Consider the following 12,084-nt stretch of genomic DNA (forward strand, 5'->3'; position numbering starts at 1 on the left):
TACCGGACTATCAGCCCCTCAGCGGTCCCGGGCGCCGAGGCGGGCGATGATGCGGATGTGGGTATCTCAGATGCGGCGATCGGTATCGTCCGCTGATCAGGCCACAGCGCGTTCCCGCACCAGCTCGCGGTAACGAGCCGGGGTGACTCCGACCGCCTGGCGGAACAATCGGGCGGCGTGGCCGCGGCTGTTCCAACCGACCTCGCGCATCGCGGCCTCGATCGGCAGGTCGGTCTCCCGCAGCAACCGGGCGAGGTGTTCGGCGCGCACGGTCATCAGGTACGCCATCGGCGACTTGCCGTAGGCATCGACGAACACCCTTCCGAGTTGCGATGGGGACAGGTGCACCGCGTCGGCGAGTGCACCGAGCGTCCACCGTTGCGCCGGCGCCCCGCGCAAGAGTTCAACCACTGCGCGCGCCTCAGCCCGCAGCGGCGCAAGCTGACGCGGGAGTGGCGAACCGGGGTAGGCCGCTCTGCGTTGGGTCAGCGACCGGCGCACCGGTGTGGTCGTCACGTAGGGCGTGATTACGTCCAGGACCGCGAACAGCAACGCTTGCATCCGGTAGAACCGTTCCGGCGATGGGCCGTCCAGACTGAGAGCCACCAGCTCGTCCAGCCACGGCATCAACAGCCCCACGCGGTCCTCACCGAGACGGAGCACCTGCGCCGGCTCGGAGTACAGCTCGTCGGCGAAGTCCTGCGCGTCGAGCCGGTCAGCCAGCAGGGCCGCGTGTTGCCAGAAGACCTGGTCGATGACGTAGTCACGGTCTAGGTAGATCGTCGTCACCGTGATTGACCCTTCAGGCTCGCTCCCGCACAGCGTGTTCGCGCCGAGTACCACCACGTCGCCGACGGCAACGAGTCTCTCGCCGAACTCGCTGAGCAGGACTGCCGACCCGTGACGGACGAAGATCAACTTCACACAGTCATAAGCCAGGGGTGGGACCGGAGCGTAGATGCTCTGACTACGAGCAAGGATCGGCCCACGCATCCTCTTCGTGTCGCGCCGCACTAGCTTCCGCGACGGTCAGCGGCACGCGACCGCGCAGCGTCCTTCCTCGCCTCGTGCCCTCCATCGGTCAGCGTGGCTCCTGCGAAGCTCGCTCATCGATCACCCACCCCGCGAGCGAACCGGATCGTGACGAGCCAGCGCATCGCCTGGCAGCACCGATGGGCAGACACTTCGACATCGCGGACGACGATGGAAGGCGTGAGCGTGCGTAGAAGGGCGAGCATGGCGAACCCCTATGACTTCACGAGGCGGGCGATGGCGTCGGAGGCCTCTTTGATCTTGGCCTCGGCGCTGAGGTCGCCGTCGCGGATCGCTGCGGTGACGCAATGCTTGAGGTGGTCGTCGAGCAGCCCGAGCGCGACATTCTCCAGTGCTGCGGTGACCGCGCTGATCTGGGTGAGGATGTCGATGCAGTAGGTGTCCTCGTCGATCATTCGGTGGATGCCTCGAGCCTGTCCCTCGATGCGCTTGAGGCGGGCCAGATAGCGGTCCTTGTCGTTGATGTAGCCGTGCCCGGCAGGGCCCTGCCGCATCGGAGGCGTGGTGGTGGTCGTCATCGTGCTGCTCCTTCCCGTGTCTGCTCATGGCGGTGCCCGGCGCCCATGGCCTGACTGGTCATGGTGTCGGTGAGCGGTCGAGGAACTTGGCGGTGCTGGCGGCCGGCGTGAGATCGAGGCGTCGCAACAGCTGAGCATTGAGGGCCACGACGACGGTGGAGGCGGACATCAGAATCGCGCCGATGCTCATTGGCAGGACGAACCCGATGGGCGCCAGCACGCCCGCGGCCAAGGGCACAGAGATGAGGTTGTAGCCGGCGGCCCACCACAGGTTCTGCTTCATCTTGCGGTAGCTCGCGCGAGAGAGATCGATGACCGAGAGCACCGAGCGCGGGTCGGAGGAGGCCAGAATGACCCCGGCCGAGCCGATAGCGACATCGGTGCCGGCGCCGATCGCGATGCCCACATCGGCCTGGGCGAGCGCGGGAGCGTCGTTAACGCCGTCGCCGACCATCGCGACCTTCCTGCCCTCGTCCTGCAGCTCTTTGACCTTGGCGGCCTTGTCCTCGGGTCGCACCCCTGCGAAGACGCGATCGATGCCGAGCTCTCCTGCGACGGTGGCGGCCACGGCCTGGGCATCGCCGGTGATCATCACGACCTGCGCCCCGGCAGCATGGAGAGCATCGACGGCGTCCTTGGACTCGGGGCGGATCTCATCAGCCAGCCGCAGGGCACCGATGACCTGCCCGTCGGCAAGGACGTGCAGGATGATCGCCCCCTCATCCCGCCAGGTCTCGGCTATCGGCAGCTCGGTGAGTCCGTGCTGTTCGAGTAGGTAGGGACCGCCGACTTCCACGGTGGTCTCTCCGATGATGGCTTTGACCCCCACGGCCGGCGAGGAGGAGAAGTCACGTGCCTGGGGGACGTCGAGGTTGCGGTCCTTCGCGGCGCCGGTGATGGCCCGGGCCAGGGGGTGCTCGCTGTCGGCTTCCGCGGCGGCGGCCAACGCCAGCACCTCGTCGTCAGTCCGGTCGCCGACCGGGTGGATGCCGGTGACGGTGGGTTCGCCCTTGGTGAGCGTGCCGGTCTTGTCGAACAGCACCGTGTCGACCGTGCGCATGGACTCCAAGGCGAGGCGGTCTTTGATCAGCACGCCGCCGCGGGCGGCGCGTTCGGTGGCGATGGAGACCACCAGCGGGATCGCCAGGCCGAGCGCGTGCGGGCAGGCGATCACCAGCACCGTGATGGTGCGCACCACCGCGGCATCGGGCATCCCGACGAGTGTCCATACGATCGCGGTGACGGCGGCGGCGCCGAGGGCGAACCAGAACAACCAGGCCGCGGCGACATCGGCGATCCGCTGCGCGCGAGACGACGACGCCTGAGCATCGGCGACGAGCTTCTGAATCCCGGCCAGCGCGGTGTCCTCACCGGTCGCGGTCACCTCCACCCGCAGCCCGGAGTCGGTCGCGACAGTCCCGGCGACCACGACATCGCCCACCTCGCGGCGGACGGTCTTGGACTCGCCGGTGACCATCGACTCGTCCATCGACGCCGACCCGTCGACGATCCGGCCGTCGGCGGGGACCGCGGAGCCGGGTCGGACGATGACCACGTCGCCGACGGTCAGGTCGGCGGGTGCGATCTTCACGACCTGGTCGCCGTCGAGCTTCTCGGCTTCGTCGGGCAGGAGCGCGGCGAGGGAGTCCAGGGCCGAAGTGGTCTGGGCCAGGGAGCGCATCTCGATCCAGTGACCGAGCAGCATGATGACCACCAGCAGCGCCAGCTCCCACCAGAAGTTCAGCTCATGGTCCAGCAGGTGCAGGCTCGCGCCCCAGGAGGCGAGGAACGCCACCGTGATCGCCAGCCCGATCAGCAGCATCATGCCGGGTTTACGGGAGCGGACCTCGCTGATCGCGCCGGTCAGGAACGGCCATCCGCCCCAGAAGTAGATGACCGTGCCGAGGATCGGGGAGACCCACCACACCCACTCGGCGTCGGGCAGATGGTAGCCGATCAGGTGGGCGAACATCTCGTTGAAGCCGACCACAGGGACGGCGAGGACGAGCATGATCCAGAACAGCCGCCGGAACTGCCCGACATGATCGCCATGCCCGCCATGACCCCCGTGCCCTTCGTGAGCGGAATCACCCGCGTGCACGTCGTGTCCACTGTGATCCTGATGGTCGGCGTGACCGTGGTGCCCAGCATCGTGGCCGTGAGCAGAGTGGCTCTTGTGCTGGTGGTCGTGATGCGCGCGACCATGCTCGGGCGCGGAGTGGTGCTCTCGCGTCGCGTTGCCGCCACCGTGATCGTGATGATGTTCGCTGTGCTTGTCGTTCATGCCGGTCTCACTGCTCCTGGTCCGCGTCCGTCCTGTGGCGGGTTAGCTGGTGGGTTCGATTTCGCTTTCGACGACCCACTTGTGGTTGGTCATGGTCATGCCGTCGGCTTCGTAGTCGACGACGTAGACGGTCTCCTCGGTGGAGGAGGCGATGGTGGCCGCAGCTCCGTCCATGCCGTCCATGTGTGCGGCCGCGAGGGTGACCTCGGTGCCGTCGGGCAGGCGTTCGTCGCCGGCGCCTTCGAGTTCTTCCTGGACGACCCACTTGTGGTCGGTGATGGGGTCGCCGCCGGTGGTGGGGGTGTAGTCCACGGAGTAGGTGTAGGTGTCGTAGGCGCCCACGATCGTCGCCGTCGCCCCGTCCATGCCGTCCATGTGGTCGGCGGTCAGGGTGACCTCGGTGCCGACCGGGTAGGTGGGGTCGGTGGCCTCGGTCATGCCCTCGGGCACAGGCCCGCCGTCGGCCGGGTGCTCCATCCCGCCATGTTCGCCGTGCTCCTCCGGGCTGTTTCCCGGCGGGTCCTCATCGGTGTTGTCGGCGGCGCAGCCGGTGAGCAGGATCGCGGCACTCAGCAGTCCGGCCCCGACGGCGGCACCCAGGCGTCGGTTCCGGCGCCGGGTCGTGCGTCCGTTCATGATGTTTCCCTCCTCATGATCGCTTCCCGCCAGCCTCCGTGGCCGAACGCCGGGCTTCGTGCCCACCTGAGTGGTTCTCGGGGGCACGAAGCCGGCTGCGGGTTACGGAGCCGACTCAGGCCGCGTTCGCGTAGCGGTCGGGGTCGGCGTCGAAGAGTGGGCCGCAGGCCGCGCAGCAGAACCAGTACCGCTTACCCTCGTAGTCGCGGTAGAGCCCGGCGGCCTCAGCGTCTGACTTGATGACCGGGGTGCCGGCCATGACCAGGCACTCGGTGACATCGTCGCTGTTCGCCTTAGCGAGGTCCTCGGTGTTGGGAGCGTGGCCGCTGCAGCCGCCAGAGGCGCTGCCGTGGTCGTGATCGTTTCCGTGGTTGTGGTGATCGTGTGCAGTCATCGTGAATGGTGTCCTTTCTGATTTGATGACGGGTTCTTCTCAGACCTGCGCCGGCTCGCGTGCCGGGACAGGGGCACTGTCTGCTGGGGTGTTCTGGTTGTCGGCCTTGGCCTTGAACCTGCGCAGCCTCAGGCTGTTGGAGACCACCGAGACGGACGAGAAGGCCATGGCCGCTCCGGCGAGCATCGGATTCAACAGCCCGAAGGCCGCAATCGGGATGGCGGCGCTGTTGTAGCCGAAGGCCCAGAACAGGTTCTGCTTGATCGTGCGCAGCGTGCGCCTCGCGAGCCGGATCGCATCCGCGGCCGCCCGCAGGTCACCGCGGACCAGGGTGATATCAGCGGCTTCGATGGCCACGTCGGTGCCGGTGCCCATCGCCAGGCCGAGGTCGGCCTGGGCCAGGGCGGGGGCGTCGTTGACACCGTCGCCGACCATGGCCACGACCTTGCCTTCGCCCTGGAGGCGGGCGACGACGTCGACCTTGTCCTTCGGCAGCACTTCGGCGATAACCTCGGTGATGCCGACCTCGGCGGCGACCTGCTCGGCCACGGTCTGGTTGTCCCCGGTCAGCAGCACCGGAGTCAGACCCAGGTCCTTGAACTGGCTGATCGCCTCCGCACTGGTGGGCTTGATCTGGTCCGAGACCACCAGCACACCGCGCGCTTGCCCGTCCCAGCCGACGGCGATCGCTGTCTTGCCCTCGGACTCTGCGGCCTGCTTGGCGGCTTTGAGCTCCTCGTCGAGGTGCATCGACCAATCAGCCAGCAGCGCCTCTCGGCCGGCGACCACGGCGTGACCGTCGACGACGCCTTGGACGCCCTTGCCCTCGATGTTGTCGAAGGACTCCGGGGTGGGCAGTTCACCGACCTGTGCGGTGGCGCCTGCGGCGATGGCCTGGGCGATGGGGTGCTCAGAGTAGTCCTCAAGCCCGCCGGCGATCCGCAGCAGCTCATCACGGCTCACGCCTGGGGCGGGGATCACGTCGGTGAGGGTCATCTTGCCGGTGGTGACGGTGCCGGTCTTGTCCAGCACGATCGTGTCGACGCGCTTGGTGGACTCCAGCACCTCGGGGCCTTTGATGAGCACGCCCATCTGGGCTCCGCGTCCGGTGCCGACCAGCAGCGCCGTCGGGGTGGCCAGGCCTAGGGCGCAGGGGCAGGCGATGATCAGCACCGCGACCGCCGCGGTGAACCCGGCCGAGAGCGGGAATCCTGCGCCGATCCACGCACCGAGCGTGGCGACGGCGATGGCGATCGCGATCGGCACGAACACCCCGGAGACCCGGTCGGCGAGGCGTTGGATCTCAGCCTTGCCCGACTGGGCGTCCTCAACAAGCCTGGCCATCTGCGCCAGCTGGGTATCCGAACCGACCCGGGTCGCCTTGACGACGAGACGTCCGCCGGCGTTCACGGTCGCTCCGGTCACCGTGTCACCCTCGCCGACCTCGACCGGCACGGACTCGCCGGTGAGCATCGACGCGTCGATCGCGGAACTGCCGGAGACGATGACGCCATCGGTGGCGATCTTCTCGCCGGGCCGGACCACGAACTCGTCCCCGACGCTCAGCTCCTCAATGGAGATCCGCTCTTCTTTGCCGTTCCGCAGGACGGAGACCTCCTTCGCGCCGAGTTCGAGCAGGGCACGCAGGGCGGCACCGGCGCGGCGCTTGGAGCGCTTCTCGAAGTAGCGGCCCAGCAGGATGAACGTGATCACCCCGGCGGCGACCTCCAGGTAGATGTGCCCGAGGCCATCGGAGCGGGAAATGGTGAGCTCGAACGGGTGCACCACGCCGCGATCACCAGCGGTGCCGAAGAACAGCGCGACGATCGACCAGATCATCGCCGCACTCGTACCTACGGAGATGAGCGTGTCCATCGTGGCGGCACCGTGCTTGAGATTCATCCAGGCGGCCTTGTGGAAGGGCCACCCGGCCCAGACCACCACGGGTGCGGCCAGAGCCAGGGAGGCGAAGCCCCAGTAGTCGAACTGCAGCGCCGGGATCATCGCCATCGCGATCACCGGGACTGCGAGCACGGCCGAACCGATGAGCCGCTGACGCAGGGTGCGCAGCTCGGCGTCCTCGCGAGACTCGCCGTCATCCTCGCCGCCGGGGGCGGCGGCGTCCTTGGGAGCGGGGAGCTCGGCGGTGTAGCCCGTCTTCTCCACTTCCGCGATCAGCAGCTGCGGGTCGTAGCCCTCCGGGGCGGTGACGCTGGCCTTCTCGGTCGCGTAGTTCACGCTCGCGGTGATGCCGTCGAGCTTGTTCAGCTTCTTCTCGATCCGGTTCGCGCACGACGCACAGGTCATGCCGCCGATCTGCAGTTCGACCCCAGCCAGGTTGGTCCCGGTGGACTGATCAGTGCTCATGGCCTTCTCCTTCCTCCTCGTGCCCGCCGCCGCTTCCGGCGTCGGCGCCGCCGTCGCCAGTGGTGGTGTCGATGACCAGCGACGCGGTGTGCACCTGCCCGTCAACCTGGAAGTCCAGGAACAGCAGGTAGCGGCCGGGCGTGGGTGCAGTGGCCTCGAACACGATCTCCGGGCCCGAGGTCTGCCCCGCGTCGGGCGCCTCGCCGTGGGGGTGGACGTGCAGGTAGGCCAGGTCCCCATCGCGCAGCGCGACCAGATGCCCGAACGCGCCCAGATACGGTTCCAGTACGGTGACCGGCTGCCCGTCGCGGGTAATGGTCATGGTCAGCGTCGAGGACTCGCCCGCGACAAGGTCACCGGTCACCGCGACGTCGAACCCGTCTACGGTGGTCTCCGCGGTCGGCTCCGCCGCCACGGTCTCGTAGCCGCCGGACACCTGCACGGTGGTCGAGAGCGTGATGCCCTCTCCGGTCTGGCCGGGCACGAAGTCCGCGAACACCCGGTAGGTTCCGGCCGCGTCCCACCGCCAAGGGATGGACCACGTGCCGTCGGCGTCCATCTCGGGGTGCACATGGCGGAACTGCTGCCCGTCGGCGCGCACGACGATCAGGTGCAGCTCCTTCTCATGTTCCAGCTCGAAGTCGGTCACCGCCTGGCCGTCAGGCCCGGTGATCGTCAGCGACAACTCACCGTCGGCGCCGGTCTCGGTCGGGGCGCCCAGGTCGGTCAGTTGGTAGCCGTCCTGTGCCACGCCCAGCCCGAGCGACGACGCGTCCGCGGCGTGGCCGGCGTGTCCGCCCTGCCCGTTCATGTCCTCTCCCTCCTCGCTGTTGTGGGCGGCGTGGTCACCGCTGTCTTCTGTCCAGGCCTGCACGGCGCTCTCGGGGACGACCGCGCTCGCCGTGGCGAACGCCACGGCGAACACGGCCACCAGCCCCGCGCCGTACAGGCCGAGCCGCGCAGGCGCCTTCATCTCAGCTCCTGACCGCGGCGTAGCCGGCCTCGTCGACCGCCGCGATCACCGCAGCGTCGTCGAGGGGCTGCTCACTGGTCACGGCCAGGCGCCCGGTCTGGGCACTGACCTCGATGCCGGTCACCCCGGCGATTTCGGAGACCTCGGACCGGATGGCGGTCTCGCAGTGTCCGCAGCTCATCCCGGTCACCTGGTACTCGGTGGTGGTTGCGCTCATCTCAGAACTCCTTCATCTGTGTACGAGTTATTCGAGACTATACCCATAGGGGGTATAGGTCAATGAGTGGATGCTTCCTCCGGACTGTCCTGCGACTGCCCGGTGGGGCGGATGTGACGCAGTCGCGTAGCGGCGATGATCGCCGCCACACCCGCGATGACCGCCGAGACGATGGCCGCAGTGTTGAGTCCGCCCGTGAATGCGGCTTGCGCGGCAGCGATGACCTGCTCGCCGAGCGCTCCCGGCAGTTCCGCAGCCGAGGCGAGCGCCCCGTCGATGCTGTCCGAGGCGGCGGCTGCCGCCTCGGGTGGCAGCCCCTCGGGGAGTCTGGACTCGATGTTGCCGCGGTAAGCGGCGATTCCGACACTGCCGATCACTGCGACACCGAGGGAGATCCCCAGGTCGTTAGCTGTGGTCGCGAGTCCTGAAGCGCCGCCGGTCTTCTCCGGCGGGACGGAGCTGACGACGAGATCGGTGGTCAGAGCCATCGATGGGGCCACGCCGGGGTAGGTGATGACGAAGCTCGCGATCACCAGCGCCAGTCCCGTGCCGGCATCCAGTTGAGTGAACAAGATGTAGCCGACCACCTGAGTGAGTAGGCCGATCGCGATCACGTTGCCGGGCCGGAACTTCCTCGCGAACACCGGCGAGAGCGTCGAGACGACGATCAGCACCGCCGCGGCCGGCAAGATCGACAGGCCCGCCTGCAGCGGTGAGAGCTCCTGCACGTGCTGGAGGTACTGCGTGAACAGCGAGTACACGCCACCGAGCGCTGCAGCCGAGAGCAGGAACACCGCCAGCGCTCCTGAGACAGTGCGGTTGGCGAACAGGCGCACGTCCAGCAGCGGCCGCTCGGCACGCAGCTGGCGAAGCACGAACCACAGTCCGATCAGCAGGCCTGCGACGAGCAATCCGATCGAGGGTCCCGCCGGCTCCTGCGCGGCGAACCGCTTGATGCCATAGATGATCGCCAACAGGCCGCCAACCAGCAGCAGAGCACTGAACAAGTCGATCCTCGCCGAAGGATCGCGGTGCTCTGGCACCAGCAGCGGGGCGGCGATAGCGACCAGTGCCATGATGGGCACGGCCACCAGGAAGGTTGCCTGCCAGCCAAAGCCCTCCAGTAGGACACCCGAGAGCAATGGGCCGAGGGCGACGCCCGCGGAGATTCCGCCGGCCCACACCCCGATCGCGACGCCGCGCTGCTTCGCGTCGGCGAAGAGCACGAAGATCAGCCCGATCGTCGCCGGCACCATCATTGCCGCGGCCAGCCCGAGGATGGCCCGCCAGGCGATCATCAGTTCCGGGATCGTCGTCAGCGCCGCGGCGATCGAGACGGCGGCGAACAGGATCGCGCCGATCACCATGAGCAGGCGCTTGCCGATCCGATCGCCGAGCACGCCCATCGCGACGAGGAACCCGGCCATCACGAAGCCGTAGATGTCGAGAATCCACAGCAGCTGCGTGCTCGACGGATTCAGGTCCGCGGCCAGATTCGGGGCGGCGAGAAACAGGATCGTGAGCATCATGAACAGCAGCGTCGAGGGGATCACCAGAACGGCAAGCCCCCACCACTGCTTGGCGCCGGCACGCGGCGCGGCGGTGTCGCTCATCGCGCACCCCCAGGGATGTGTGTCGTGGGCATGGTAGTCATCTCCTCTCTGTCGGTCCCGCCTCGCCCTCCGAGCCGGAACTCGATCATCGGTGTACGAGTTGTAACAGCTACACTATCTCATACATTCCAGTACGACTTGTGAGGTGGATCATGACGGTGAAGAAGACGACGCCCCGCGGCACGACGACCGGTGCGTCAGGCGGCGGTGGCCGGGCGGCCAATCAGCGGGCGGATGCGCAGCGCAACCGGGCAAGGATTCTGGCCGCGACGGCGACGGCGATCCGCAAGAACCCCGACGCTTCGGTCGGCGACATCGCCGCCGAGGCCGGGATGGGCAGAGTGACCGTCTACGGGCACTTCCCGACCCGCGCGGAGCTGATCGAGGCCGCCCTCGTTGACAGCCTCGAACGCGGCGAAGACGTGCTCAGCGGGGTGCCCCTGGATGGTGATCCGGGCGAGGCGTTCCGGCGACTGGTGGCCTCCAGCTGGGTGCTGGTCGACCAGTCGCGGGCGCTGCTGGCGGCCGCGCTGAAAGAACTGCCTGCGGCACGTATCCGCGAGCTGCACGAGAAGGCCGAGGGGCGGATGCGGGCTCTGCTGCTGCGCGGCCAGCGCGAGGGTGTCTTCCGGGTCGATCTGCCGGTGTCCTGGCTGCTGACTACTACGCACGTGGTGATGAACGGTGCCGCCGAAGAAGTGCGTGCCGGGCGCCTCGACGCCGACGACGCGCCGTGGTTCATCGAGGCGATCCTGCTGCCCGCCTTCGCCGCCACCACCAGCACCACCACCATTGGGGAAGGAGCCTGATGAGGATGCCCAGCATCGCGATCATCGGGGCCGGCGCCGCTGGCACCGCAGCCGCAAGAACCCTGCACGCTTCCGGTGTCGACGTCGACCTCTACGCCCGGAACGGTGAGGTGCCGTTCAACCGGACGTTGGTCAACAAGGGCATTGCGATCGGGCTGCTCGAACCGGCCCAGGCGGCCCTGCCCGACACCGGGGCCGCCCTCCGGTCGGAGACGGTGCGCGGCCTCGACCCCAGGGCTCGGCGCTTGCGGCTGGACTCCGGCGATACACACGCCTACGACGCGCTCCTCATCGCCACCGGCAGCCGGCCCCGCACTCTCGACGAGGAGGTGATCGGCCGCGACCAGGCCATCAGCGGCGGCAGACTGACCACCCTGCACTCGGCCGCCGACGCCGTCCGCGTCCGCGATCTACTCGCGACCACTCAGCCTGCCCGGGTGCTCATGCTCGGTGGCGGCCTCGTCGCCTCCGAGACCGCCTCGCTGCTCACCGACGCCGGCCACGACGTCGCCCTCATCACCCGCGCCGCGATCCCAGGAGCGAACGCCATCGGCGAACACGTCGCCCGGCGGCTACGCGACCTGCACCGCCCCCAGCACGCCGCCTACCTGGAACGCACCGTGCACTCGATCCGCACCCACACCGACCGCATCAGCATCACCCTCAACGACGGCAGCCAGGTCGAAGGCGACCTCGCGATCGTCGCGCACGGCACTCTGCCCGCCGCCCCCGCACCATGGACCGGGCCCGACGGCATCCCCGTAGATTCCCGCCTGCGCTCCATGCACGCCCCGCGGCAACGGATCTACGCCGCCGGCGGCATCGCCGTGCATCACTATCCCGGCCACGGCTCCTACCGGATCGATCACTGGGACGACTCCGCCGCCCAGGGCATCCACGCCGCGAACACGCTGCTGCACGACCTCGGTATCGCCGGCGACCCCGGCCAGTACCTGCCGAGCTCGACGTTCTCCGCACGCATCCACGGCCACACCCTCACCGGTGTTGGACACCCCGCCCTGGGCACACGCACCCGCGTCGTCTCCGAGGAACCACTGATCACAGCCCACTACCTCGACGAGGTGCTGGTCGCGCTCACCGGAGTGAATGCCGCCGGCCCTATGCGTGAGCTGATGCCCGGCCTGCACCACCCTGAAACCGCGGCTGATCCGGTGACGCGACAGCACGTATGAGCCCCTCGCGTCAAACGGAGTTCAGAC

Annotated in this window: 11 protein-coding genes; 2 read left to right on the plus strand and 9 right to left on the minus strand. The window is 68.3% G+C overall.

The annotated features are described in order from the left end of the window. Window positions 1-96: 96 nt before the first annotated feature. From BHE97_RS14335 to BHE97_RS14375, 9 genes are all read right to left on the minus strand, one after another. Window positions 97-924, minus strand: a complete 828-nt coding sequence (locus BHE97_RS14335) for a helix-turn-helix transcriptional regulator (RefSeq protein WP_236757705.1) — start codon at window positions 922-924, stop codon at window positions 97-99. Window positions 925-1,247: 323 nt separating this feature from the next. Then, window positions 1,248-1,571, minus strand: coding sequence for a metal-sensitive transcriptional regulator (locus BHE97_RS14340; protein WP_058859011.1), 324 nt, complete (start codon window positions 1,569-1,571; stop codon window positions 1,248-1,250). A gap of 58 nt (window positions 1,572-1,629) precedes the next feature. Continuing rightward, entirely contained in the window at window positions 1,630-3,855 is a 2,226-nt protein-coding gene (locus tag BHE97_RS14345) for a heavy metal translocating P-type ATPase (RefSeq protein ID WP_067162156.1), read from the minus strand. Between the two features lie 42 nt (window positions 3,856-3,897). Continuing rightward, window positions 3,898-4,491: a YdhK family protein gene (locus tag BHE97_RS21010; protein WP_058859009.1), complete on the minus strand. Its 594-nt coding sequence runs from the start codon at window positions 4,489-4,491 to the stop codon at window positions 3,898-3,900. 115 nt (window positions 4,492-4,606) lie between these two features. Further along, window positions 4,607-4,885 (minus strand): YHS domain-containing protein, encoded by a 279-nt coding sequence (locus BHE97_RS14355; RefSeq protein WP_058859008.1) that lies wholly within the window; start codon window positions 4,883-4,885, stop codon window positions 4,607-4,609. Window positions 4,886-4,924: 39 nt separating this feature from the next. Continuing rightward, window positions 4,925-7,252 (minus strand): heavy metal translocating P-type ATPase, encoded by a 2,328-nt coding sequence (locus BHE97_RS14360; RefSeq protein WP_087624724.1) that lies wholly within the window; start codon window positions 7,250-7,252, stop codon window positions 4,925-4,927. Next, window positions 7,242-8,225 (minus strand): heavy metal-binding domain-containing protein, encoded by a 984-nt coding sequence (locus tag BHE97_RS14365; protein WP_067162161.1) that lies wholly within the window; start codon window positions 8,223-8,225, stop codon window positions 7,242-7,244. The genes BHE97_RS14360 and BHE97_RS14365 overlap by 11 nt, the downstream gene beginning before the upstream one ends. 1 nt (window position 8,226) lies before the next feature. Then, window positions 8,227-8,442 carry a heavy-metal-associated domain-containing protein gene (locus BHE97_RS14370; protein WP_058859005.1) on the minus strand — a complete coding sequence of 72 codons (216 nt, stop codon included), beginning with the start codon at window positions 8,440-8,442 and terminating at the stop codon, window positions 8,227-8,229. Window positions 8,443-8,501: 59 nt separating this feature from the next. After that, window positions 8,502-10,055, minus strand: coding sequence for an MFS transporter (locus BHE97_RS14375; RefSeq protein WP_067162163.1), 1,554 nt, complete (start codon window positions 10,053-10,055; stop codon window positions 8,502-8,504). Between the two features lie 152 nt (window positions 10,056-10,207). Here BHE97_RS14375 and BHE97_RS14380 point away from each other — a divergent pair, with 152 nt between their 5' ends. Further along, window positions 10,208-10,864 (plus strand): TetR/AcrR family transcriptional regulator, encoded by a 657-nt coding sequence (locus tag BHE97_RS14380; protein WP_087624725.1) that lies wholly within the window; start codon window positions 10,208-10,210, stop codon window positions 10,862-10,864. Next, the gene (locus tag BHE97_RS14385; protein WP_087624726.1) at window positions 10,864-12,057 is read left to right on the plus strand and encodes an FAD-dependent oxidoreductase; all 1,194 of its coding nucleotides are present in this window, start codon (window positions 10,864-10,866) and stop codon (window positions 12,055-12,057) included. The genes BHE97_RS14380 and BHE97_RS14385 overlap by 1 nt, the downstream gene beginning before the upstream one ends. Window positions 12,058-12,084: the final 27 nt, after the last annotated feature.

It is taken from the genome of Aeromicrobium sp. PE09-221, assembly GCF_002174305.1.
GTDB lineage: Bacteria > Actinomycetota > Actinomycetes > Propionibacteriales > Nocardioidaceae > Aeromicrobium.

Bases quoted from the DNA above. Each gene is read 5' to 3' on its own strand.
- BHE97_RS14340 (WP_058859011.1), bottom strand. From the start codon at position 1,571: ATGACGACCACCACCACGCCTCCGATGCGGCAGGGCCCTGCCGGGCAC.
- BHE97_RS14370 (WP_058859005.1), bottom strand. From the start codon at position 8,442: ATGAGCGCAACCACCACCGAGTACCAGGTGACCGGGATGAGCTGCGGA.
- BHE97_RS14355 (WP_058859008.1), bottom strand. From the start codon at position 4,885: ATGACTGCACACGATCACCACAACCACGGAAACGATCACGACCACGGC.
- BHE97_RS14345 (WP_067162156.1), bottom strand. From the start codon at position 3,855: ATGAACGACAAGCACAGCGAACATCATCACGATCACGGTGGCGGCAAC.
- BHE97_RS14385 (WP_087624726.1), top strand. From the start codon at position 10,864: ATGAGGATGCCCAGCATCGCGATCATCGGGGCCGGCGCCGCTGGCACC.
- BHE97_RS21010 (WP_058859009.1), bottom strand. From the start codon at position 4,491: ATGAACGGACGCACGACCCGGCGCCGGAACCGACGCCTGGGTGCCGCC.
- BHE97_RS14375 (WP_067162163.1), bottom strand. From the start codon at position 10,055: ATGAGCGACACCGCCGCGCCGCGTGCCGGCGCCAAGCAGTGGTGGGGG.
- BHE97_RS14380 (WP_087624725.1), top strand. From the start codon at position 10,208: ATGACGGTGAAGAAGACGACGCCCCGCGGCACGACGACCGGTGCGTCA.
- BHE97_RS14365 (WP_067162161.1), bottom strand. From the start codon at position 8,225: ATGAAGGCGCCTGCGCGGCTCGGCCTGTACGGCGCGGGGCTGGTGGCC.
- BHE97_RS14360 (WP_087624724.1), bottom strand. From the start codon at position 7,252: ATGAGCACTGATCAGTCCACCGGGACCAACCTGGCTGGGGTCGAACTG.